The sequence below is a fragment of the Changchengzhania lutea genome (assembly GCF_006974145.1).
Classification (GTDB): Bacteria; Bacteroidota; Bacteroidia; order Flavobacteriales; family Flavobacteriaceae; genus Changchengzhania; species Changchengzhania lutea.
The window spans coordinates 2,968,138-2,992,330 of sequence record NZ_CP039456.1 but is presented as its reverse complement, the minus strand read 5'-3'; the positions used below and the strand labels follow the sequence as shown (position 1 = coordinate 2,992,330).

Genomic DNA, 24,193 nt, shown 5'->3' with positions numbered 1-24,193 from the left:
TTGCCCATATTTCGTTACTTTTCTTATGCGTAACGCTGTAATGCCTTGCAAAAAGTGCCTTATCTAAACAAATTTTAACTCATTTTCGGTTAAAAACAAAAAGTTTAAACGAGTTCATCTTTTGGAGTCCAATATAACTTTGTTTCTTCAAGTTTTAAATACTCAGTAAACTCTTTTTTTGATAATCTATTGGCATTTTTATTTAAGCGCGGGAAGTTAATCACTACATCTGCCAATGCTTGTAAAATTGCCATTAAGGCTTTGAAGTCCCCTTTAAACACTTTAGTTTTTATTTGAATCCATAAGGTGTAAAAAAATCGTCTTGGAATGGTATTATATGGATAGAATAAAAAATAAAGATACCAGCCAGACCTTAAAGATCGTCTTAAACGTATTCTATAATCCTTATTCTTTTTACGTTCTTTTATATTCACGCGATGGTTAACCAAAACCGCAGGAAGGTAATGTATTTCCCAATTATTTTTAAACAACTGGTATGATGCAAATTCTTCCTCTCCATAAAACACAAACCATTCGGGATAATTAGGAATGGATTTCCAAGCTACCATATTCCACACATGACCACAACCTACAAAACTTCTAACGCGTTCTGAAATATCATTAGAATCAGTACTTTTTGGTGGTAGCTTACCCCAATATAATCTAAATGCCAATGCACCACACCGTAAATTGCTATTAAAATAAGATTCTATTATTCCTAAAGGATTTTCAATAATAAAATGTGCATCATCATCTAAGGTTATAGCATATTTTGCTTTAGTTAAATTTAGCAACTTATTTCTACATGCTATTAATCCAATAGATTTTTGATGCTGTATTAATAAAATATTTGGCCAGTGCTCATTAATATATTTAGACGTGCCATCGTTTGATCCATCATCACAAATAATACACTCCACATCCACCCTATCAAATAAGTGTTTTATTTTATTTAGGGTTAAAGACAAGTCTTTAATTCTATCCTTTGTAGTAATAATTATAGAGAATTTTTTCATGAATTAAATTACTTTTAAGAGTACTTTTTCTAAATAGTCTGCTGAAATATAATATTCTAAGTCTTGCCTATTTAATTCTAATTTATCTCCATTTTTCAACCATAAATTATATAATTGCCCTATACAATATGCTATGTTATTAACATCATCAATGGATGAATGGTGCAAGTAGTTTCCTCCTAGTAATCGAAAAGTTTCACTGTTTTTTGGCCCTAAATGAAAAATGGGCTTGTTTGCAGATACACAATGTGGAAATTTACCTGGTAAAAACGGGCTAATCTCCGAATCTGCTTCTAATATAACATTTACTGAAACATGGTTTTGGAGCCAATAAACGTCTTTAAATGAAATATGAGATAAATCAATATGTAGTTGCGGTAATTTTTTAGAGTAGTTTTCTATCATTTTTTTATGATAATCTGCACTTCCTAACAGTATTAATTTTGTGTGCTCCTTAGCTTTTATATTTTTATCTAAAAACAATTGAAATCCTTTAATCAAACCTTCGGGATTACGCTGTTTAAGTAAACTACCAGCATGTAAAACATTAAATTTATTGCTGTCAAAATAACTTTGCGCCTTATGTCCTTTCAAATCAATATCAATAATTTGATGTGGAATAATAATTCCTGTTTTTTTAAAATTCTTGAAAGTCTCTCCCATAAATTCTTTAAGCAATAAACTTGGAAAAGCAGAATATTTAGCATTACTGGAAATATCTAAAAAAAATTGTTCTTTTATTTTAGATCCAGGTTCTTTCCAATCATATGGCTTTGGGTAACAACTAAATGGATAAGGATCATGTATATATGCCATCCATTTATCATGGAATTTTGGTGATTTATTTACAGCATAATGCGGTCTAAAACTTGCCGCTTTACTTAGCGTTAATATTAAATTTACTTTTGAAATATCAATCTTCTCCAGCTCAGCTTTAATACTGTTTACATCATTAAAAAACGTAAAAGAAAATCCAAATAATGGCTCTAAATATTTAGCTAAATTTATTTTAAATGTTCTTTGAAAAACTCTTTGTAGACGACTTAAAACATACAGCAAATTATTGTTCTTTTCTTTAATAACCTGACAAGTAGCTTTTTCAATTTCAATCTGTTTTCTGGTATAATGGTAAACTGAAACTTTATATCCCAACTTAATTAAGCTCTTAATTAAAGCCACATTAGCTTTAGAGCCGCTACTATCATCAATATCAATAGAATCTACAACAATTACAATATGTTTAGGCATCTTCAAAAATATTATTTTGAATAAAATCCACGATTTTTACTGCCCCAAATCCATCCCCATAGGGATTACTCATTTTATATTTTATATTCCCAGCATTCAATATTCTATTTGCCTCTTCAATAATTCTGGTTGTATTTGTCCCAACCAAAATTGAACATCCCGATTTTATTCCTTCATTACGTTCGGTGGTCTCTCTAGTTACCAACACTGGAATATTTAACAAAGGAGCCTCTTCTTGAATACCTCCTGAATCTGATATTATTAAATTGGATTTACTCATCAACCAAATAAACGAGGGATAATCTAAAGGTGCTATTAAATGAATATTTTTTATTCCAGACAATCTGTGATATACTGTTTTTTGTACTTTAGGGTTTAGGTGAACTGGGTACACAATTTCAATGTCTTTATTTTGAGATAATTTTAAAATTGCGTTGCATAAATTTTCAAATCCAATTCCAAAACTTTCCCTTCTATGTCCAGTGACTAAAATATTTTTTTTGCTACAATCTATTCTCTTTTTTAAATTTTCTATTGAAGCATTCGTATATCCATTATCAATTCTATTTAATGTGATAAACAATGCATCAATGACGGTATTTCCTGTAATTAAAATTTTTGATTCTTGAACATTCTCATTTAAAAGATTTTGCTTTGATGTTTTTGTTGGCGAAAAATGAAAATCAGCTATTCTCCCAGTGAGTTGCCTGTTAAGTTCTTCTGGAAAGGGGGAATGTTTATTGTAAGTTCTTAAACCAGCTTCTACGTGAGCGACCTTACAATTTCTATGAAAGGCAGCCAAGGCAACTAAAGATGATGTTGTAGTATCGCCATGAACCAAAACCAAATCAAAACTTTCTTTTTCAAATATGTTATCCATTTCAGATAATATTCTTGAACTTAACATATTCAAACTTTGGTTAGGTTGCATAATGTTAAGATCATAATCTGGTGCTAAATCGAAAAAACCTAGAACCTGATCAAGCATTTCTCTATGCTGGGCAGTTACACATAATTTAAATGGTATGTTCTCTTTTTTGAGCACTAAACAAATAGGTGCCATTTTTATAGCTTCTGGTCGCGTGCCAAAACAGATAAGTAGTTTCATTAAAAATACAACCTTTTATAACTTGTTATTATATAAATCCATTCTGCCAGCCTACCTTTAGTTATTCTATAAAAAACACCTCTACTATTTATAATTTGCTTTTGAAATTTTTTGCCGTTACTTTTTAGGTTACTAGAACCCTGACTTATATGCACTATTTTTGCATCTGGAACAATTACACACTTTTTTTTTGCGATATGGTTTATTCTATATGAAAGTTCAACATCTTCGCTATACATAAAAAATCGTGGATCAAAAAACCCAACTTCATCTATTACGTTCCTTTTTACAAAAAAACCTGCCCCTGAAACATAATCGACTTCTAACAATGTACTAGGTATTTCAGGGAGTTGTTTTCTCATTTTATTGTCAAAATTAGAATTTAAATAAAAATATCTCCAAAAAGAACCTTTTAAAAACAATTCAAACCTAGGAAAATTTCCAGCATAAACATTTGCTGTTAAGTCTTCTTTATACAGCATTGCACCACATACTCCAATATCATGGCTTGCTTCTTTTACCATAAAATCAAACAAAATATTTACTGCATTATTTATTAAATACGTATCTGTATTTAATAAAAATAAATAGTTGCCCTTAGCTACTTTTATACCTTTATTATTCGCCCTACCAAAACCTATATTTTCTTTATTTTCAATAATCACGACTTTAGGAAATATGGCTTTGATTTCGGACACTGAATTATCTACTGAATTATTATCTACCACAATAATTTCAAATTCAATGTTTTTAGTCTTCTTATAGACAGATTCTATAGCATTTTGTGTGAGCTGAGATGTATTGTAATTAACAAAAATAATACTTACATCCATGAAAATTTTTTTATTAAAATAGTCCAAAACTTAATATGATACTTTGATACAGGATTAATTAAAAACAGTTTGGTCCAAGTTGAAAAAGCTATTTCATTTAAATTATATTTAAAACAATCCTTTATGAACCTTTTAGAGTTATTTATTTCCAGATGTTTACCCAGACCTTCATTCTGTATGGATAAAGGTAAAACATCGGCATAAAGTTTATGGATTCTATACGTTGATTCAATCCAGTCTTTATTTAAAGAACCTGCCGAAAAATGCTCAACACTAATTTCATTAGTTACAAAAATTTTGTATTTATGTTTAACATATTCAAAAGAAATATTTAAATCGTAATTATGAAAGCCCGCAATATCATTTCTAAAACTAATGCGAGCATCTTTTCGCAATACCATAAAAACACCATCAATAACCACAACTTGTTCTAACAAACTATCCACAAACCCGCTATTATAATCTTCAACGGATGTATGTTTTGAATGCTGAGTGATTTTAATTCGTTTGTGGCTTTCAGGGCAACGCCACCATGCTGATGGCATTTTAGACTTTGCAGTTGCACCAGCAACTCCCAATAAGCCGATATCGTTATTATTGTTAAAAATCTTATTTATAATAGTTCCCCAGCCCAAAGTATGTATAGAAATATCATCATGTAAAAAACAAACATACGCACCTTTACTTTTTTTCAACCCAATATTATAGGCTTGAAAAATTGAGTAAGTGCTATTTGAATTATTAATAACGATTAACTCAAAATCACACCCAACAGAAGCCTTAATATTGTCCTTTAATTTTTGATCAATATCTTTTTGTCGAGAACAGATAACAATTGAAATCATTGTTTTACACCTAGGATTATTTGATGATGTGGTTTTTTGAAAGTTAAATCTAAGATTTTAATATTAAAATAAGTAAAAACATCTTCAAGTAATTTAAAATCAAAAACATGATGATGTAAACACCTATTATTAAAATTATCTAAAGATCTTTTTTTAAACGCCTCTTTTGTTCCCGCTGCTTTATCTAAATTTAAATCGTGTAATTCCAAAACCCCTGTTAAATGACTTAAATCTGTTTCATCAATATTATTGTTGTAATCTTCAGTTAAATGCTTAAAAGTTGTTATAGGGCGTTTATTATCAAAAGTATATTTCTTGTCCGGTAAAATAAGTAAAATAGCCCCTCCTTTTTTAACAACTCGAAGCCATTCTTCAATAGTTTTAAGTGTATTTGCACAATGCTCTAAACAATGACTTGCAATTAAAAAATCATATTTTTCATTTTTTATCATGCTCAAATTATTGGCTTCACAAATGTACTGCTTACCAGATTTATTCTTAAAATAAATGTAATTGTCGCCTTCAATAATATTTCCTTCCCATATAGTTTTATTACTAAAATTACAGCCATCTAATGTTTTAACGACTGAATATAGTGGGATTTTAATTGAAAATATATTACTAGGACCACCTATTTCAATGCCACATTTGTTTTTGAAATGACTTAAATAAATTTCACTTATTTTAATGGATTCTTCTTTATATGGAAATAATTTATTTACAATAAACAGAACGACCTGCTTAAAAGATTTGGTTTTTAATGCACTATAAAGTGCTACAAACTTGGTCATTTTATTTGTTTTGTATTTAAGTATTGCCAAAAAAATAAGCTTTGATTTTTATAACCAATATATTTATTAATCCTTTTAATGATAATGAAGATTGTATGTTGATTAACTTTTTTTCTAAATTCAACTTGTCTATATAGGCTTCATAAGCATAATCATATCCATATAATTTTATATGCTTTTTAAATATATAATTCCTCATTTGTTTGTTCTTATCGTTATCCGAAACAATCTTTGTACTTCTTGATACTGATTTAATTCTATAATGTAATGTACATTCTTCTGCTAAACATGCATGACCTCCTTTTTTTAACATATTGATCCAAAACTCCCAATCTTCAAAACCAAATGTCATGTTTTCATCATATCCTTTATTTATTTCCCAATCCTTTTTTCTAAAAAGCCCTGAACAATGTATACAATTAAATTTCAATAAGTTTTCTAATGATGGTGGTCTTAAAAGTAGTTCTCCCTCTTTTCCACCAAAAAACGACGCTTTACCATATACTATTTTAACAGAAGGATTCCTTATTTTTGTTAAACATTTTTCCATATAATTTATACCTAAGCAATCATCGGCATCTAGAGGTAGTATAAAACAACCTTTAGCCTGTTCTATACCTTTGTTTCTAGCATGGCTTACCCCGTTGTTTTCTATATACAAGTATTTAAATCGATTATCTTTACTTAGCCAGTTTTTTACGATTTCAGCTGTATTGTCAGTTGAACCATCATCAACTATGATACACTCCCAGTTTTTAAAAGATTGGTTTAAAACAGATTGCAAAGCATCATTAATATATTCTGCTTGATTGTAAGTTGGCACTATAACTGAAACTAGCATTTTTTTACGTATCGTTACTAAAAATAGTTTTTTGTTTTAAATAATTCCCTTTAAATAAGAATTCTCCTTTATTAAAGACCCTATATATAAAAAAAGAAGTCATTAATTTTAATTTACAAGTCACTAATATGTATTTGTTATTAATTATTTTACTTAACAATTCTGAAAAAGCAAAACTATATTGTTTCTTTTTAAGAGCGTTTTTATAACAAGAAATAAAATAAAGAGATAAAAAATCACTTCTAACTCCCTTTTCCTTTAAAAAATAATATATTTTATCTCTAGCTAGATAGTAATTTAAGTCCCTTTTTTCAACATCATTGTTATAAGAAATACTGTCGGAATGTTTTCTTAAGTATATTAAAGGCTTATTACAAACTTGATAACCTGGAGAAAAAAATAAAGCCCTACAATGAAATTCCCATTCTTGGGCGGCTTGTAAATTCTCATCAAACAACTTATCAAAAGTCTCTAAAAAGGATTTCTTCCATAACGCAGAAGGTGTCATCCAAATAACTGCTCTTGAAATATAATCTTTAAGTGTTTGATTTGAATAAATACTGCCATGTCTTAAGCCAATAATATTTTTAATAGATTTATCAAATACTAAAGACTGGCAAACTGAAAAATTAAAGATACTCCTACTTAAGGCCTCCATTTGGATTTTAAGCTTATCAGGGTGCATTATATCATCATCATCAAACCAATTTATATAGTCTCCCTTACTTAATTCAAAACCATAGTTCCTACAAGCACTAGCTCCTTTTTTCCTATTTTTTGGCCTACTATAAAACTTAAACCTTTTATCCTTCTTTTTAAATATCTCAATAACTTCCGGGGTATTGTCGGTAGAACCATCATCCACAACTATACACTCCCAATTGGTATAAGTTTGCGCCATTATACTATCTAAAGTTTCATTTATTAAATGTGCTCTATTATATGTTGGAATAATAATGGAAACTAGAGTAGTCATTTTGGATTAAAAAGATTTTTAAAAAAATAGTAGCCTGGTAATTTGTGAAGTCCTCTTTTTACTTTTTGTTCAATAACCAATAAACTGTAATTTCTAGGGAAATGGATTTTAAAATCGGGATAGCCCTCTAAAGATTTTTCAAAAGTAAGCTCCCCTTTAAATGTATTAATTAAATTATCTTCATGAACAATCTGAAGCCACTGGGCTTTTTCGGGCAAAGTTTTTAATGAGTATGCTTTGTCTAAATCGTGGTGATAATTACTAAAAACAAACTTGGGCTGTTCTTCTTTATTAATTTCCTCAACAAGTGATATAAACTGGTTTTTTGGAAACTTATACTCAGCTAGTTTTGGTGTTCCCACAATATAAAGACATAAGCCATTAGAGAAGTCCAATAGCATTTTATCAATATTTTCATTTGAAGCTTTTTGGATATTTTCAATAAAATCTTTGTGTATGGCATCATCGTTATCCAATCGGGTTGTTATGAGTCTTGAAGTCGTTATGGGCATCAATTCATGAATTTTAGAACGCAAGGCCGTGTTAAATCCATCCATCCCATTTACAAAAATAGGAATTATAAAACTATTCATTTTTAATTCCTCTAAAACTTTTGCCAAGTACCTTTGAGTGCCTTCTTCAAAAAAAATTAGCCAATAGAAGTTTTTGGAAGTTTGATTAAGTACCGACGGCAAACAAAACCTAAGAAATAAATCAATTCTTTTTTCAAGCCACACCAAGTCGCCCACGGCTTTCTCATTTTTACTTTTTTGCCAAGTTAATTCTTTTATGTTAAAACGTGTAATCAAAATATGAAGCAGCATCATATTAATCTTGTTTACTATTCCTAGCCATTTCCAAAACTCTCTGTAACCCCTCAATATGCCTTTCTAAACTCACATGCTCTTTAATATGGTTTTTTCCATTAGCACCAAGTTTTTTGGCCAATTTTTTATCCTTTAACAGCATTAGCATATGCTTACTCATGGTATCAATATCATGTTCTTTTGACAAAAGCCCTGTTTTACCATGAAAAACAACATCTGGTATTCCCGCATGATGAGTAGAAATTATAGGTAGACCTGAAATGCTGGCTTCCAATATTGATAATGGCGTACCTTCCATATCGCCATTGGAAGCTGTAATTGAGTGTTGTACAAAAGCCCGTGACTCTTCTAATAAAAAACGATACTGTTTTGCGGAAATGACACCCATAAAACGAATATTATTGGTTAGGTCAAAATATTTAACCAAATTCTCACAAGTTTCTTTTAAATAACCACTTCCAGCAAACAACAACTTTGCATTGGGATAAACTTCCAATACTTTTCTAAAAGCTAAAATAACATAATATGGTGCTTTTTTATCTGTAAATCTACCAACTGCTATGAATTGCTTTTTTAAAAATTTTGGCTTTATTTTAGCAAATTCAAGTTGGGGTCCATAAACATTATATATTAATTTATTTTTAGGACACCCAAGTTCCAATAAGGCATCTTCCATTTTTTTGGATACAGCAATTATGGTTGTAGATAATTGAAATACTTCCTTATATTTTTCACAGTCTTCAATTACTTTATAGATGCTAGCATCATATCCGTGAAAATGGACTACAATGGGTAAAGCGGAAACCTTTAACATGTTTCTTAGGTGGTGCGCATGCACACCATACTCCACAAGAATGACATCTATCTTATTAATTTTTAAAGAGTGCAATAATTTTTGTGCCCAAATAAAAGCTGAAGGTTTCTTAGTTAGTTTAGCATAAATTTTGAGTAATAGAATTTTAAATCTAGACATCCTAATTTGTCCAGATTCTAGATTAATTCCCGAACCAATTCCATAGTAGTAGAAAACGTTCCCTTTTAAGCAGTTTTTATGTGCTTGAATAAAAGTTTCAGAATAAGGGTTTTTACTAGGTGAAAATATTGCTATATTCAATTTTTTTATACTCATTTTATAGCTATTCCATACAAACCAGTTATCATTTGTCCTTCTTTAAAAATAACGGTATCAGGTTTATCATGTTTAATTAAAAAGCGCATCACGGGTTTTATACATCTTGACAAAATACGTCTTTTAATGTCAGACATATCACTTCTTCTAACCCAAAGCCCCATCATTTGAGCCATGGAAGCATGCCACCCCCCTGTTGCCCTTATATCAATTTTTTTGAATCCAGAATTTTTTAAATGGCGTTCTAACGAAAAAGGGGTGTACCGGTATTCGTCATTTGGAACTTCGTGTAAATTCCATAAAAAAGGAACTGTAAAAAAGAAAGCACCTTTTGGTTTTAACACTCTGAAAATTTCGTTTAATATAATATCTGGCTCAGGACAATGCTCCAAAACCTCTGTTCCCAATGCACAATCAAAACTATTGTTTTCAAAAGGCATGGTAACCCCATCCCATGTATAATCTGGTTTTATATATGCATCATATTCTATAGCATTTTCTATGTCTAAACCTATATATCTTTTTACTGAACTATTTTTTAATATATATTGTTTATAAGGCATTTTTCCACACCCTATATCCAATAAATTGCCTGACAAATTAGAAAGGTTTTTTGTTAGCGCTCTTAATATAGCTTTCCGAATTGAATAGGTGTCTAAACTTTTTTTATTAAAATTAATATTAATGAAATTATCCATGACTACATTTTTACCCCCATTCTACAAGTATAATCTATTCTTTGTAAAAACATTTCTATTTTATTCTTATCCAAATACTCATCAACCGCTTTTTTACAGCCTTGCCAATGACCATAATCATCAATTATTAGTATGCCACCTTTTACAAGCTTGGGAAACAAATATTCTAATTCATGTAAAGTAGATTCATACCAATCCGTATCTAATCTTAGAATTGCTATTTTTTCTGGGATCTTAACATTAGGAATAGTGTCTTCTACTTTTCCCTCAACAAAATGGATTTTATCTTTAGGATATCCTATACTAAAAATATTTTTTTGAACTTCATTTAATGTAGAAAAACATTTTATCCTATTCCAATATTCATCTTTGGTTTTATATGCATCTGTGGCAGATTCTCCCTTAAAAGACTTATCATATTCTGTAGGCTCGCTCATTCCTTCAAAAGTGTCGTATAAATATATATTCCGGTTAAAACTTTTTAAAGCATTTAGAGTCTTCAATGCTGCCATCATACTACCGCCCTTCCACACGCCGCACTCAACTATGTCTCCTTTAATATTATTTGTTTCTACATGCTTTATTGATCTTATTAAACTAACTATCCTTTCATAACTTGTTAATGTAAATTGAGCAACTTCATCAATTATTTTTTTTTCATCATTCTCAATATCTGAATAGTTAATAGGAGGGTTTGGGTTTGCTTTATTTTGAAATTCCTTAAAGAACCTAGTATAAATCTTTCTTTTAATCTTTGTTATCATAACTCCTTTTCTTTAATAACTTCCCAATTAGAGTCTTCTATGTACTTACAAGCTCCTTTACTCCATTTATAATCTTGACGTACATTTTTCATCATTTGAATTTTAAAATCACAAACCGACTCTAAATAATCATATTGTTGCTTTAGCTTAGAATCAGACAAATAAACTCGTAATGAATAATTTCCCATATATAATTTTGGATATCTTATTTCACAATTAAATTTATATTTACCAGCTTCCCTGTTTATGCTTTTCTCTGAATCTATTATCCATAAGTGGGTTACTGGCACTTCTGAATCATCAAGTATTTGAAAGGATAACGCTAAATTATCAACTTTAAAAGGCATTTGAACAGTAAAGATGAAATTTATTTTTTTTCCGAATTCATGAACATTATTTGGAAGACTTGTATCTATGAAAATCTCTGTGATTTTTGGTTTTTCATTACTGCCCCCTATATATAAATAATTAGAATCGTTTGAACCTGTTTTTAAATACTCTTTTATTCCTAAATCAGATGGTCCATTAAAATGTATCATACCATTTTTAAGAACAATAAGTCTGGACGTTAAAATAGATATCGCATCCATATCATGGCTCACAAACAAAACCGTCCTTCCTTCTCCCCTGCTAATATCCTGCATTTTGCCAATCGCCTTTTTCTGAAATTCTGCATCACCTACTGCTAAAACCTCATCTATCACTAAAATATCAGGTTCTAAAAAAGCTGCAACAGCAAAGGCTAACCGTACTGTCATACCAGACGAATATCTTTTTACTGGGGTATCAATATAACGCTCGCAACCAGAAAATTCGATGATTTCATCTATTTTTGAATTGATCTCCTTTTTGGTCATGCCCAAAATAGCGCCGTTCAAATAGATGTTTTCCCGTCCAGTCATTTCTGGGTGAAATCCAGTGCCTACTTCTAATAATGAGGCGATTCTGCCTTTTGTTTTTATTACCCCTGTTGTAGGTGCAGTAACCCGAGATAGAATTTTTAAAAGCGTCGATTTACCTGCACCATTTTTTCCTATAATCCCTAATACCTCCCCACGTTCTACCTCAAAATTAATATCTTTTAACGCCCAAACATAGTCTGAATCTGCTTTAGTACTTCTATCATTAGCCTCACCAATTTTTAAATAAGGATCCTCTTTCCCTCGTATCCTATGCCACCATCTATTAAAATCATGACTGATAGTGCCTGTTCCCACCAAACCTAGTCGGTACTGTTTAGAAATGTTTTCGGCTTTTAAAATAATATCTTTTTGCATTAAATGGTGTCTATAAAGCTTTTCTCTGTTTTGTTAAATATAATAAGCCCTATTAAAAACGTGGCCATACTAATAAGTGTCGCATACATTATTTTTGACATGGAATAATCACCAATACCTAAAGTCATATATCTAAAGGTTTCTATCATAGTTGTCATAGGGTTGTATTCTACTACCCAAGAAATATGAGGTAGTTTTTCTTTAAAATAAGATAAAGGATACATGACTGCAGAGCCATACATTAACAATTGCACCCCAAATGCTATGAGGAATTTTAAATCTCGATATTTGGTGGTCATCGATGAAATTATCATACCTAAACCCAATCCGAAAATTCCCATTAAAACAATTAATATGGGTAATAGGATAATGGCTTTTTGAAGCGTAACGTTATAAGCGCTATCTGTAAAGAAAACAAAGTAGATATAAAACCCTATAAACACTAAAAGCTGAATTCCAAACTTTACCAAATTGGTTACAACCGTAGATAATGGTACAATCACTCTGGGGAAATACACCTTTCCAAATATTCCTTGATTCTGTACGAATGTGTCACTTGTTCCTGTTAGGCACTCTTTAAAATAATTCCAAGTCGTAATTCCCGCCAGATTGAACAAAAAAGAAGGAATGCCACTTCCTGTGGGTATATTTGCTAAATTGTTAAAAATTAAGGTGAATATTACAGAGGTAAAAAGAGGCTGGATAAAATACCACAGCGGACCTAAAATAGTTTGTTTATAAACGGTTATAACATTCCGTTTTACAAATAAAAAGAGCAAATCACGATAGCGCCAAATTTCTTTGATGTTTAAGTTAATTAATTGGCTTTTTGGCGTGATTGTATAAAGCCAATTATCATGTGGTTGTTTTTTATCCAATTATCTTATATTAATATCAATTTCAGATAAATCAATCTAGCTAGTTTCATTTGATAAAGAATGTCTTAACTTTCATCCACAAGGTTAATTTTTTATTGTCTTCCTCATGATACCCGTTGGCATAGTTTCCATAACCATAACCGTAGCCATAACCATAACCGTAGCCATAACCATAATTTGCTCGCTGATCATAACCATTATAAATGAGGCTAATATTTTTAATCTGTTTTGTTCTATATTTTTCGTTAATCAGATTGAACATGCCTTTTTTAGTAAAATCCTGTCTAATAACATACAGGGTTACATCAACGTAATCCAGTAATTCCAACGCATCGGCCACTAACCCAATTGGAGGTGTATCTAATATGATATATTCGTACTTAGATTTCAAATCTGAAATAAGATCATTTAACCTTTCACTAATCAACAATTCCGATGGGTTTGGCGGGATAGGACCAGAGGTAATCACATCTAAATGTTCAACGTCTGTAGCCTGGATAATATTATCAATTGATTCTTGCCCTATTAAATAGTTCACAACGCCTATATCGTTCTGAATGTTAAAATCTCCAAAAATTTTCGGTTTTCTTAAATCCAGTCCAACCAAGATGGTTTTTTTTCCGCTTAAAGCAAATACAGTAGCGACGTTGATAGAGCAGAATGTTTTCCCTTCCCCACTCACAGAAGAGGTAATCATTATAGTTTTTGTACCATCGCCATTCTTTGTGTTTACTTTATAAAAATATTGCAAATTAGAGCGAATGGCACGAAAAGCTTCGGCAACCGCCGATTTTGGCTTTCTATGAACCACTAAGTTATTATCTAGAGTGTTTTTACTTATCACACCCAACATAGGAATGGTTGATAGTTTTTCGACATCCATTGGACTATGAATGTTATTATCTAGAAAAGTCAATATAAAGGCCAAAAGTAACGGAATCAATAGCGCAATAAAGAATGCAAAAACATAGCGTATATTAAGATTTCTGCCCAAGACCATAGCACCTGTATTTTTAGCTGAATCTATAACGAGTATGTCTGAAACGTTAGATGCTTTAATAATTTCAGCCTCGCCACGTTTTGCCAAAAACACATTGTAAGTTTGTTCACTTAATGAATATTGGCGCGTAATACTGATCAGTTTTTGCTGATCTTCTGGGAGTTTTGAAAATTGAGACTCTACCTTTCTAAGATTCGTACTTACCGCTTCTAAATCTCTTCGTAATCCATTAGTAACCGAGCTGATGTTTTCTAAAAGCACGTTCTTCAGACCTTCAATTTGCCTGTTTAAATCATTAAACACTGAGGCATCACTTCGTACAGAGTATTGCAATTTAGATTTCTGAACAGACAGATCGTTTATTTTAGAGACATTACTTAAAATGTTGCCGTCCTCAATTCCTGCCACAGAAGGTGCCGGTATTTCGGTGAACGTGCTACTTGTAAGTAAATAATTTTTCAGACTAGAATAATAATTTAATTGTCTGTTAATGGCTTCTTTTTCATTGTCAAATCTCGTCAGCTTTTCATTTAGCAATGTGCCCTGATCATCTAAACTGTATATCTTATTTTTCTTTCTGTAATCATTCAATGCTTCCGCATTATCAGACAGTTCTCCTTTTACCCTAGCGATCTGCTTATCAATAAAAGCAATGGCATTTGTGGCATATTGGTTTTTTCTATTTAATTGATCTTCGCTCAAAACTGCTACAGCAGCATTCAAATAGTCAACGATTTTAACTGTATTTTTATCAATGAGTGAAATATCAATAATGGGCGAATTACTAGTATTGGCGACAGCCATTCGTGCTTGGTAACTGGAAACAATAGCATTAAAATTGCCAAATTGAATAAAAAATGGATTTCCTATAATAGCTTGACGATTTTCTCGCAATACGACCTCCCCTTTCAAAAAAGGAAGTGAAATGGAATCCCCTAATTTATATTGTTTTTTATAAAGTCCAATTGGTACGTCAATGCTCGAAATTTGTTTTGTTAAGTAATTTTGTGCAGACACTACTGAACTCAAAAATTGGGTTTCCAACTCAAAGGAATCTGAACTTAAAAATGTTATTTTAACAGGTGTATTAAGAAGTTGTGGCGCATTATAATCATGATTAAAAATGAAAGGCACGGCCTTATAAACATCCTGCATTCTAAACCGGCCTTGTTTTAAGTAGCTCTTATAAAACTCTAATCTATCTACCACCTTCTCATGATGCGACCTTGATTTTAAGGTCACAATCATGGTCTGTACCTTAGAGGTAACACCACCCCAGTTAAATGTCAAGCTCGCATTAGAGGTAAACAGCGGATTACTATCGTCTTCAATTGAAATTTTAGTTCCTAACCGATATGAAAACTCTTCCCGTATGTTTTGTTGATATACAATAAAGAAACCAACCGCTAAAAGAATTAAAAAAAACTTCCAATAGCTTAACGCTCTAAATAGGAATTTTTTGATATCAAATGATGAGCTGTTAGACTCTGACATATCAAATTCTTCAGTCATATCTAAAATTATAGGTTTCGAGTTAAAAAATAAGTGGACACCAGCACAGATAATATAGAAGCTATGGTGGTTATATTCTGTATGGCTGTTTGACCTGCTCCTAAAGCCTTTCTCCTCAAAGGTTTTACCAATATCATATCATTGGGTTGTATATAATAAAACGATGACTGCATGGCAGCTATATCAGTCAAATCAATATGATGTATTTTTTGTCCATCGGGATATTGCCTTATTACCAAGACATCCGTTCTATCCCCCGTTTGACTAATGTCACCTGCGTTGGCTAAGGCCTCAATAATATTTACACGATCTTGAAAAAGTGTGTACACACCAGTACCGCCCACCTCACCCGTTACGGTGTATCTTAACCCTGCTAATTTAACAGTCACAAATATATCTGCGGTCTCCTTAAAATAGATTTCCAATAATAGCTGTTTTACTTTTTCTTCAATTTCATTAATGGTAAACCCCAAGACACTGATTTCTCCTAAAATAGGAAATTCAATATCGCCATGTAAATCTACAGTAAAGCCATTAAAATAAAGCGCTCCTTGACCTTGAGAAGTCCCCCCAACACTTCCAGCCGGGTTAAAAATGGCAGTCAACTCATTATCTAAAGCCTTCACATTAATACTTAAAATGTCGTTTACTTGAACCCTATAGGGTTTGGATAGCTGCTTAATAATACTTGTGCTATCTGTAGCAGTGCCCTTATCCTGTAAATAAACAACATCTTTATTTGTAATGCATGAAGAAAACAGCGTAGCTACGATTAAACAAGTTATAAGGGTTAATCGTTTCATTTTCGGAAAATTGATTATTCACAAATATAGCCTTTCAATAGGAAAACCAAAACTAATCTAGTAAATTTTGGCAATTTGTACGTTATTTGCAAGAAAGACATTTTGAATTACTTAACTGTTGAAAATATATCGAAATCTTACGGCGAATTAAAGCTCTTTCAAGACATTTCGTTTAGCGTACATAAAGACCAGAAAATTGCATTTATCGCAAAAAACGGTACGGGTAAAACCTCCATTCTAAATATGCTCGCCGGTGATGATGCCCCAGATTCTGGAAACATCATCTATAGAAATGACATTACGGTTTCCTTTCTTTCCCAAGACCCGAAATTTAATGAAAGCCTTACGGTTGAGGAAACTATTTTCGCCAGTGATAACGATATTTTAAAAGTCATTTCGAATTACGAAAAAGCCCTTTTAAACTCTGAAGATGCTGAAGCCTACCAAATCGCTTTTGAAGCCATGGAGCAGCATCAAGCTTGGGATTTTGAAACCCAGTATAAGCAAATTCTTTTTAAGCTTAAATTAGAAGATTTAAATGCCAAGGTCAGTACCTTATCTGGCGGACAAAAAAAACGTTTAGCACTTGCAAATGCGCTTATTAACAAACCCGATTTGCTTATTTTAGATGAGCCTACCAATCATCTGGACTTAGAAATGATTGAGTGGTTGGAAGCCTTTTTTGCAAAAGAAAATATCACTTTGTTTATGGTGACTCACGACCGCTATTTTTTGGAGCGGGTCTGTAATGAAATTATTGAACTGGATGAAGGACAGCTTTATAGTTACAAAGGAAATTATTCATATTACCTGGAAAAGCGTGAAGCTAGAATAGAACAAGAAGCGGTAGAAACAGGGAAAGCCAAACAGCTTTTTAAGAAGGAATTAGATTGGATGCGTCGCCAACCTAAAGCGAGAACCACAAAATCTAAATCTAGAATTGACGATTTTCAGGATATAAAACATCGCGCAGGGCAGCGACGTAATGACCATGAAGTGCAACTAGAACTGAATATGGAGCGCTTGGGTAGCAAGATTTTGGAGTTTCATAAAGTATCAAAATCGTTTAAAGACAAGATCATTCTTGACGGATTTGACTATACTTTCCAAAAAGGGGAACGTGCAGGAATTATTGGTAAAAACGGAACTGGAAAAACAACCTTTCTAAATATTTTAACGCAAAGCGCTCAACCAGACTCTGGTAAGGTTATTACAGGGGACACGGTTAAATTTGGCTATTACACACAAAATGGCATCACCATTAAGCCTGAGCAAAAGGTTATTGATGTTATTAGAGAATTTGGAGATTATATTCCACTAAAAAAAGGGAAACAGATTAGCGCACAGCAACTTTTAGAGCGCTTTCTTTTCAGTAGAAAAAAGCAGTACGATTTTGTCGAAAAACTAAGTGGTGGTGAACGTAAACGCTTATACCTGTGTACTGTTTTAATTCAAAATCCTAATTTTTTGATTTTAGATGAACCTACAAACGATTTGGATATTGTTACGCTTAATGTATTAGAAAGCTTCTTATTGGATTTTCCGGGCTGCATTATCGTCGTATCGCATGACCGATATTTTATGGATAAGGTTGTCGATCATTTATTCGTTTTTAAGGGCGATGGCCTTATTGAAAATTTTCCAGGTAATTACACAGATTATCGTGTTTATGAAGATAGTCAACCTGTAATTTCAAATACTTCCGAAGACAAAAAAGAAAAGAAAAGTTGGAAAAAAACCGAAGATAACAAATTGTCCTATAAAGAGGAAAAAGAACTTAACAGTATCGAAAGCAAGTTGAAAGCCTTAGGTTTTAACAAAAAAGAACTGGAAGATAAATTTCTGGATACGTCCCTCTCACAGGATGAGATTACTAAATTATCACTAGAATTACAGACCATCATTGACAACATCAATCAAAAAGAAGAACGCTGGTTTGAATTATCGTCTAAACTGGAAGCATAGATATTGGTTTATGGTTTATGGTTTATGGTTTATGGTTTATGGTTTATGGTTTATGGTTTATGGTAATATATGTAAACACGAAATTCCTTTCAACTTTTCAACTTTTAACAAAAGTATAAATGTGGTATCAAATATATCAATACATAAAATTCATATTCAAATCTAAAAATCAACATGGTGTCCACTCCCCTTTTATCTATAATTTGGTCACTACATGTTTTTATGATCGTTCGTATTTTGATGATTATATAAAGCTATTACATTTCAGAAAAACGCTTATTCATAATAAAACCAAAATAAAAGTAACAGATTTGGGTGTCGGCTCTCAAGTCATGTCAAAGCAAATTCGCCAGATTTCAGACATGGCTAGAAATGCTGGTACTACAAAAAAAAGAGTGCAGCTTCTATACAGAATTACGCACTATTTCAAACCGAAATACATTCTTGAATTGGGCACATCGTTAGGTATAGCAACTCATGCTATGAGCTTAGGCTATCCTGAATCTAAAATCACGACTATTGAAGGCTGTCCAAATATTTCGTCATTCACAAAGAAAAATTTTAAAAAGCATCATCTTAGTGATATCAAATTATTAACTGGTAATTTTGATGAGGTTATTAAAACAATACCATCATCGACTTTTGACCTTATTTTCTTTGATGGCAATCATCAAAAAAAAGCGACTTTAAATTATTTTGAACAGCTGCTAAAAACAGCTCATAATGACTCGGTTTTTATTTTTGATGATATTTATTGGTCTAAAGACATGACAGCAGCCTGGGAAACCATCAAACAACATCCCAAAGTCACCATCACCGTAGATACTTTTTTCTGGGGATTTGTGTTTTTTAGAAAGGAACAAGTTAAGGAACACTTTATAATAAGAGTTTGAAAAGAGTTTGCCGTCTTTAGTCTTTAGTCTTTAGAAATATTCGGGAATTCATGGCAAAAAAATTTTCACTTTTCACTTTTAACTTTTAACTTCGTACTATGAAGATTTATACAAAAACAGGAGATAAAGGCACTACAGCATTATTTGGTGGCACACGTGTACCAAAACATCATATTAGAATTGAAAGTTATGGCACTGTGGATGAACTCAATTCTCATTTAGGATTAATTCGCGATCAAGACATCCACCAAAACTATAAAGATTTAATTGTTCATATTCAGGATCGGTTATTTACGGTAGGCGCCATTTTGGCTACAGATCCTGAGAAAGCTATTTTAAAAAATGGTAAAGCGCGTTTAAACATTCCTAAAATTTCTGAGGAAAACATAAATCTTCTAGAAAAAGAAATGGACAGCATGAATGATGCTTTACCACCTATGACGCATTTTGTTTTACCTGGCGGTCATCAAACGGTGTCATTCTGTCACATAGCCCGTTGTGTTTGCCGAAGGGCCGAGCGTTTAGCAACAGCTTTAAATGATATGCAACCAATAGACCCAAAAGCTTTAATGTACTTAAACCGCCTTTCTGACTACCTTTTCGTATTGGCACGAAAGTTGTCCTACGACTTACAAGCAAATGAAATTAAATGGATTCCTGAAAAAGAATAACCCCTTTTCTAATCAAGATTCTTATAAAAGTATTCCAGTTAAAAAATTGCAAAAAGCAGTAACAACGCAAAACTTAATTTCAACTGTTTAAATTACAAAAGAATACGTTCTTAAAAATAATGATTAAATAATTCATTTTTTTCTTGTCTGTTTAAACTAAAAAATTATTTTTGCAAAAATTTAAACACATAAAGAAATGTATTGGACATTAGAATTGGCATCTTATTTAAGCGATGCACCTTGGCCAGCAACAAAAGACGAGTTGATAGATTACGCTATTAGAACTGGTGCTCCTTTGGAGGTTGTTGAAAACCTACAGTCTATTGAAGACGAAGGCGATTCGTACGACTCCATTGAAGAAATTTGGTCAGATTACCCAACAGACGAAGATTACCTCTGGAATGAGGACGAATATTAATAAAGCATAATGAATAGTTAAAAAAGTCTCAAAATGAGACTTTTTTTTTGCTCTAATCTTTATAAACATCATAACAAAATGTATCTTTGAATGCTTTTATAAAAGCTTCAACCAATAACAAACAAACCTTTACAGCACGTTCATTTAATCGTGTTATTTTAAACATAAAACACATGAGTTTTCTAAATTCTGTATTAAAAATATTTGTTGGCGACAAGTCTAAACAAGACGTTAAAGCCATCAGCCCTATTGTAGATCAAGTTAAAACCTTTGAATCTGCCATATCCAGTTTATCACATGACGAATTAAGAGCTAAAACTACAGCCTTTAAAGCCACTATTGCAGAAGCGACAAAAGCCATTAATGAGCAAATTGCTAACTTACTTGAAGAAGCTGAAAACACAGAAGACATTGATAGACGAGAAGATATTTATCAAGATGTAGATAAGCTTAAAGATGATATTTACAATACTACGGAAGCCGTATTAAATGATATTTTACCAGAAGCCTTTGCGGTTATTAAAGAAACGGCCAAACGTTTTACAAACAACACCACTATAGAAGTTACCGCGAATGCGTTTGACAGGGAATTGTCTGGAGAAAATGATTATGTGACATTAGATGATGAGAAGGCTATTTGGTCTAACTCTTGGGATGCGGCTGGAAAACCTATTATATGGGATATGATTCATTATGATGTACAGCTTATTGGTGGCGTTGCCATGCATCAAGGTAAAATTGCAGAGATGCAAACTGGTGAAGGTAAAACCCTTGTAGCGACCTTACCCATGTATTTAAATGCCCTTTCAGGTCAAGGCGTTCACCTCGTCACCGTGAATGATTATTTAGCAAAACGTGATAGTGCGTGGATGGCGCCTATATTTCATTTTCACGGATTGACGGTAGATTGTATAGATTATCACAAACCCAATTCTGCAGCACGTAAAAAAGCGTATAATGCAGATATCACTTACGGAACCAATAACGAATTTGGTTTTGATTATTTACGTGATAATATGGCCAACTCACCAGACGATCTCGTACAACGCCCGCACCATTTTGCCATTGTAGATGAGGTGGATTCTGTGTTGGTTGATGATGCGCGAACCCCTTTGATTATATCCGGTCCTATTCCGCAAGGCGAACGTCATGAGTTTAACGAATTAAAACCAAAAGTTGATGATATTGTTGGTGTACAACGCAAATATTTAACGGGTGTTCTGGCCGAAGCCAAAAAACTGATAAAAGCTGGAGATACTAAAGAAGGAGGTCTACAATTACTTCGTGTGTATCGTGGTATTCCAAAGAACAAAGCCCTTATCAAGTTTTTAAGTGAAGAAGGCGTTAAACTATTACTTCAGAAAACAGAAAATCATTACATGCAGGACAACAACCGCGAAATGCCGCAGGTTGATGCCGAACTGTATTATGTTATTGAAGAAAAAAACAATCAAATTGAATTAACCGATAAAGGGATCGAGTACATTTCAGGAAAGGACAATCCAGACTTTTTTGTGATGCCGGAAATTGGGATTGAAATTGCTAAAATTGAAAATCAAAATTTATCGTCGGAAGAAGAAGCGAATCTTAAAGAAGAGTTGTTTAAGGAATTTGGTGTAAAATCGGAACGCATCCACACATTAAATCAGCTATTAAAAGCATACGCTTTATTTGAAAAAGACACCCAATATGTGGTGATGGATAATAAAGTGATGATTGTTGATGAACAAACGGGCCGTATTATGGATGGTCGTCGTTATAGTGACGGACTTCACCAAGCCATTGAAGCCAAAGAAAATGTAAAAATTGAAGATGCCACCCAAACTTTTGCCACGGTTACCCTTCAAAATTATTTCAGAATGTACCGCAAACTGTCAGGTATGACAGGTACCGCGGTAACGGAAGCTGGAGAATTCTGGGAAATCTACAAACTGGATGTGGTTGAGATCCCTACCAATCGCCCTATTGCACGTGATGATAAGGAAGATTTAGTTTATAAGACCAAGCGCGAAAAGTACAATGCTGTTATTGATGATGTCACGACACTGGCAGAAGCTGGTCGTCCCGTTTTAATTGGTACAACCTCTGTAGAAATTAGTGAGTTATTGGGGAAAATGCTTAGCATTAGAAAAATACCACATAATGTATTAAATGCAAAACAGCATAAAAAAGAGGCAGAAATTGTCGATCAAGCCGGTAAAACAGGTCAAGTGACCATTGCCACCAATATGGCGGGTCGTGGTACCGATATTAAATTATCGAACGAAGTGAAAGCCGCTGGTGGTTTAGCTATTGTAGGTACAGAACGTCATGACTCGCGTCGTGTTGACAGACAGTTACGTGGTCGTGCCGGACGTCAGGGAGATCCAGGAAGCTCGCAATTTTACGTCTCGCTTGAAGATAATTTAATGCGCTTATTTGGTAGCGAACGTATCGCGAAAATGATGGATAAAATGGGATTGAAAGAAGGCGAAGTGATTCAGCATTCTATGATTTCAAAATCTATTGAACGTGCACAGAAAAAAGTAGAAGAAAACCAATTTGGTGTTAGAAAACGTTTATTGGAATATGATGATGTTATGAATGCGCAACGTGAGGTTGTTTATAAGCGACGTCATCATGCTCTGTTTGGCGAACGTCTTCGCGTCGATTTGGCCAATATGATTTTTGATACTTCGGAAGGTATTGCCGAAACTAACAAAGGTGCCAACGATTTTAAGAATTTCGAATTTGAATTAATTCGGTATTTTTCAATGAGTTCCCCAATTACCAAAGAAGAATTTGGTACGCTACCGGCTCAAGAAATCACTTCTAAAATTTACAAAGCGGCATTTGAGCATTATAAGGAAAAAATGGCGCGCAATGCCGATATTGCGTATCCTGTAATTAAAAATGTATATGAAACGCAGCGCGATAAATTTAAACGTATCGTCGTGCCGTTTACAGATGGCGTAAAGAGTTTAAACGTAGTCACCGATCTTGAAAAGGCTTATGAAACTGGTGGTAAACAATTAATTACCGATTTTGAAAAGAATATCACTTTAGCTATAATTGATGATGCTTGGAAAAACCATTTACGTAAAATGGATGAGCTAAAGCAATCTGTTCAATTAGCAGTACATGAGCAGAAAGACCCATTGTTAATATACAAATTTGAAGCCTTTGAGTTGTTTAAAGCGATGATTGACCAAGTGAATAAAGATGTGATATCATTCTTATTTAAAGGTGAATTGCCACAGGAAACCCAAAACACCATTCAGGAAGCGCGACAAACCCGTAAAAAGGAAAACTTAAAAACGCAAAAAGACGAGATTCCTAATCTAGATGAACGTTCTGCACAAAACCGAGCTGCAGGAAATACACAACGTCAACAGGAAGTAGTAGAAACCATAGTACGTGAACGCCCGAAAATTGGGCGTAATGATCGTGTGACCATTAAACATGTGCTCAATGGCGAAAATAAGACCTTGAAATACAAACAAGCAGAACCTTTAATTGCCAAAGGCGACTGGGTTTTGGTAGAAGATTAATTTATATCTGCATAGCTATTAATCTAAGTTTAAAAAAAGAGGCTGTCTAAAAAGATCGTCATTGCGATCTCGAGTATTCGGGAGAAACAATCTGTTAAATTTAAGTTACTGATTAACAGATTACTTCTAAATTAAAATTTCTCGTAATGACGAATAAAAATGACTTTTTA

At 32.7% G+C, this 24,193-nt stretch carries 21 protein-coding genes; 5 read left to right on the top strand and 16 right to left on the bottom strand.

The genetic code is table 11. The features are described 5' to 3' along the window. Positions 1 to 104: 104 nt before the first annotated feature. The 16 genes from FAF07_RS13385 to FAF07_RS13310 are packed head-to-tail and all read right to left on the bottom strand — an operon-like array spanning position 105 to position 16,546. Positions 105 to 1,016, bottom strand: a complete 912-nt coding sequence (locus FAF07_RS13385; protein WP_142785577.1) for a glycosyltransferase family 2 protein — start codon at positions 1,014 to 1,016, stop codon at positions 105 to 107. Positions 1,017 to 1,019: 3 nt separating this feature from the next. Continuing rightward, complete coding sequence (locus FAF07_RS13380) at positions 1,020 to 2,264, bottom strand: glycosyltransferase family protein (RefSeq protein WP_142785576.1); 1,245 nt, start codon at positions 2,262 to 2,264, stop codon at positions 1,020 to 1,022. Continuing rightward, positions 2,257 to 3,372: a non-hydrolyzing UDP-N-acetylglucosamine 2-epimerase gene (gene wecB / locus FAF07_RS13375; protein WP_142785575.1), complete on the bottom strand. Its 1,116-nt coding sequence runs from the start codon at positions 3,370 to 3,372 to the stop codon at positions 2,257 to 2,259. The genes FAF07_RS13380 and wecB overlap by 8 nt, the downstream gene beginning before the upstream one ends. Next, complete coding sequence (locus tag FAF07_RS13370; RefSeq protein ID WP_142785574.1) at positions 3,372 to 4,232, bottom strand: glycosyltransferase family 2 protein; 861 nt, start codon at positions 4,230 to 4,232, stop codon at positions 3,372 to 3,374. Before FAF07_RS13370 ends, wecB begins: the two co-directional genes overlap by 1 nt. Continuing rightward, positions 4,196 to 5,050 carry a glycosyltransferase gene (locus FAF07_RS13365; RefSeq protein WP_142785573.1) on the bottom strand — a complete coding sequence of 285 codons (855 nt, stop codon included), beginning with the start codon at positions 5,048 to 5,050 and terminating at the stop codon, positions 4,196 to 4,198. The genes FAF07_RS13370 and FAF07_RS13365 overlap by 37 nt, the downstream gene beginning before the upstream one ends. After that, a complete protein-coding gene (locus FAF07_RS13360) occupies positions 5,047 to 5,841 on the bottom strand; it encodes a methyltransferase domain-containing protein (protein WP_142785572.1) in 795 nt (264 codons plus the stop codon). The genes FAF07_RS13365 and FAF07_RS13360 overlap by 4 nt, the downstream gene beginning before the upstream one ends. A 16-nt stretch (positions 5,842 to 5,857) precedes the next feature. Further along, a complete protein-coding gene (locus FAF07_RS13355; protein WP_142785571.1) occupies positions 5,858 to 6,682 on the bottom strand; it encodes a glycosyltransferase family 2 protein in 825 nt (274 codons plus the stop codon). Between the two features lie 4 nt (positions 6,683 to 6,686). Further along, entirely contained in the window at positions 6,687 to 7,658 is a 972-nt protein-coding gene (locus tag FAF07_RS13350; protein ID WP_142785570.1) for a glycosyltransferase family 2 protein, read from the bottom strand. Continuing rightward, positions 7,655 to 8,485, bottom strand: a complete 831-nt coding sequence (locus FAF07_RS13345) for a glycosyltransferase (RefSeq protein WP_142785569.1) — start codon at positions 8,483 to 8,485, stop codon at positions 7,655 to 7,657. Before FAF07_RS13345 ends, FAF07_RS13350 begins: the two co-directional genes overlap by 4 nt. A 1-nt stretch (position 8,486) precedes the next feature. Further along, positions 8,487 to 9,614, bottom strand: coding sequence for a glycosyltransferase (locus tag FAF07_RS13340; protein WP_142785568.1), 1,128 nt, complete (start codon positions 9,612 to 9,614; stop codon positions 8,487 to 8,489). Then, positions 9,611 to 10,312: a class I SAM-dependent methyltransferase gene (locus FAF07_RS13335; RefSeq protein ID WP_142785567.1), complete on the bottom strand. Its 702-nt coding sequence runs from the start codon at positions 10,310 to 10,312 to the stop codon at positions 9,611 to 9,613. The genes FAF07_RS13340 and FAF07_RS13335 overlap by 4 nt, the downstream gene beginning before the upstream one ends. A gap of 2 nt (positions 10,313 to 10,314) precedes the next feature. Further along, positions 10,315 to 11,076, bottom strand: coding sequence for a TylF/MycF/NovP-related O-methyltransferase (locus FAF07_RS13330; protein ID WP_246067703.1), 762 nt, complete (start codon positions 11,074 to 11,076; stop codon positions 10,315 to 10,317). After that, a complete protein-coding gene (locus tag FAF07_RS13325) occupies positions 11,073 to 12,353 on the bottom strand; it encodes an ABC transporter ATP-binding protein (RefSeq protein ID WP_142785566.1) in 1,281 nt (426 codons plus the stop codon). The genes FAF07_RS13330 and FAF07_RS13325 overlap by 4 nt, the downstream gene beginning before the upstream one ends. Beyond that, complete coding sequence (locus FAF07_RS13320) at positions 12,353 to 13,231, bottom strand: ABC transporter permease (RefSeq protein ID WP_142785565.1); 879 nt, start codon at positions 13,229 to 13,231, stop codon at positions 12,353 to 12,355. Before FAF07_RS13320 ends, FAF07_RS13325 begins: the two co-directional genes overlap by 1 nt. Positions 13,232 to 13,277: 46 nt before the next feature. Next, entirely contained in the window at positions 13,278 to 15,743 is a 2,466-nt protein-coding gene (locus FAF07_RS13315; protein ID WP_142785564.1) for an exopolysaccharide transport family protein, read from the bottom strand. An 8-nt stretch (positions 15,744 to 15,751) separates the two neighbouring features. After that, positions 15,752 to 16,546, bottom strand: coding sequence for a polysaccharide biosynthesis/export family protein (locus tag FAF07_RS13310; protein WP_142785563.1), 795 nt, complete (start codon positions 16,544 to 16,546; stop codon positions 15,752 to 15,754). 102 nt (positions 16,547 to 16,648) lie between these two features. Between FAF07_RS13310 and FAF07_RS13305 the strand changes: the two genes are divergently transcribed. The 5 genes from FAF07_RS13305 (at position 16,649) to secA (ending at position 24,023) form a co-directional block, all read left to right on the top strand. Then, positions 16,649 to 18,511, top strand: coding sequence for an ABC-F family ATP-binding cassette domain-containing protein (locus tag FAF07_RS13305; RefSeq protein ID WP_142785562.1), 1,863 nt, complete (start codon positions 16,649 to 16,651; stop codon positions 18,509 to 18,511). 119 nt (positions 18,512 to 18,630) lie between these two features. After that, on the top strand, positions 18,631 to 19,404 hold the full coding sequence (locus FAF07_RS13300; RefSeq protein WP_142785561.1) for an O-methyltransferase: 774 nt from the start codon (positions 18,631 to 18,633) through the stop codon (positions 19,402 to 19,404). 98 nt (positions 19,405 to 19,502) lie between these two features. Further along, the gene (locus FAF07_RS13295; RefSeq protein ID WP_142785560.1) at positions 19,503 to 20,075 is read left to right on the top strand and encodes a cob(I)yrinic acid a,c-diamide adenosyltransferase; all 573 of its coding nucleotides are present in this window, start codon (positions 19,503 to 19,505) and stop codon (positions 20,073 to 20,075) included. Between the two features lie 196 nt (positions 20,076 to 20,271). Further along, positions 20,272 to 20,493 carry a DUF2795 domain-containing protein gene (locus FAF07_RS13290; protein WP_019387375.1) on the top strand — a complete coding sequence of 74 codons (222 nt, stop codon included), beginning with the start codon at positions 20,272 to 20,274 and terminating at the stop codon, positions 20,491 to 20,493. Positions 20,494 to 20,666: 173 nt separating this feature from the next. After that, complete coding sequence (gene secA, locus FAF07_RS13285; RefSeq protein ID WP_142785559.1) at positions 20,667 to 24,023, top strand: preprotein translocase subunit SecA; 3,357 nt, start codon at positions 20,667 to 20,669, stop codon at positions 24,021 to 24,023. Positions 24,024 to 24,193: the final 170 nt, after the last annotated feature.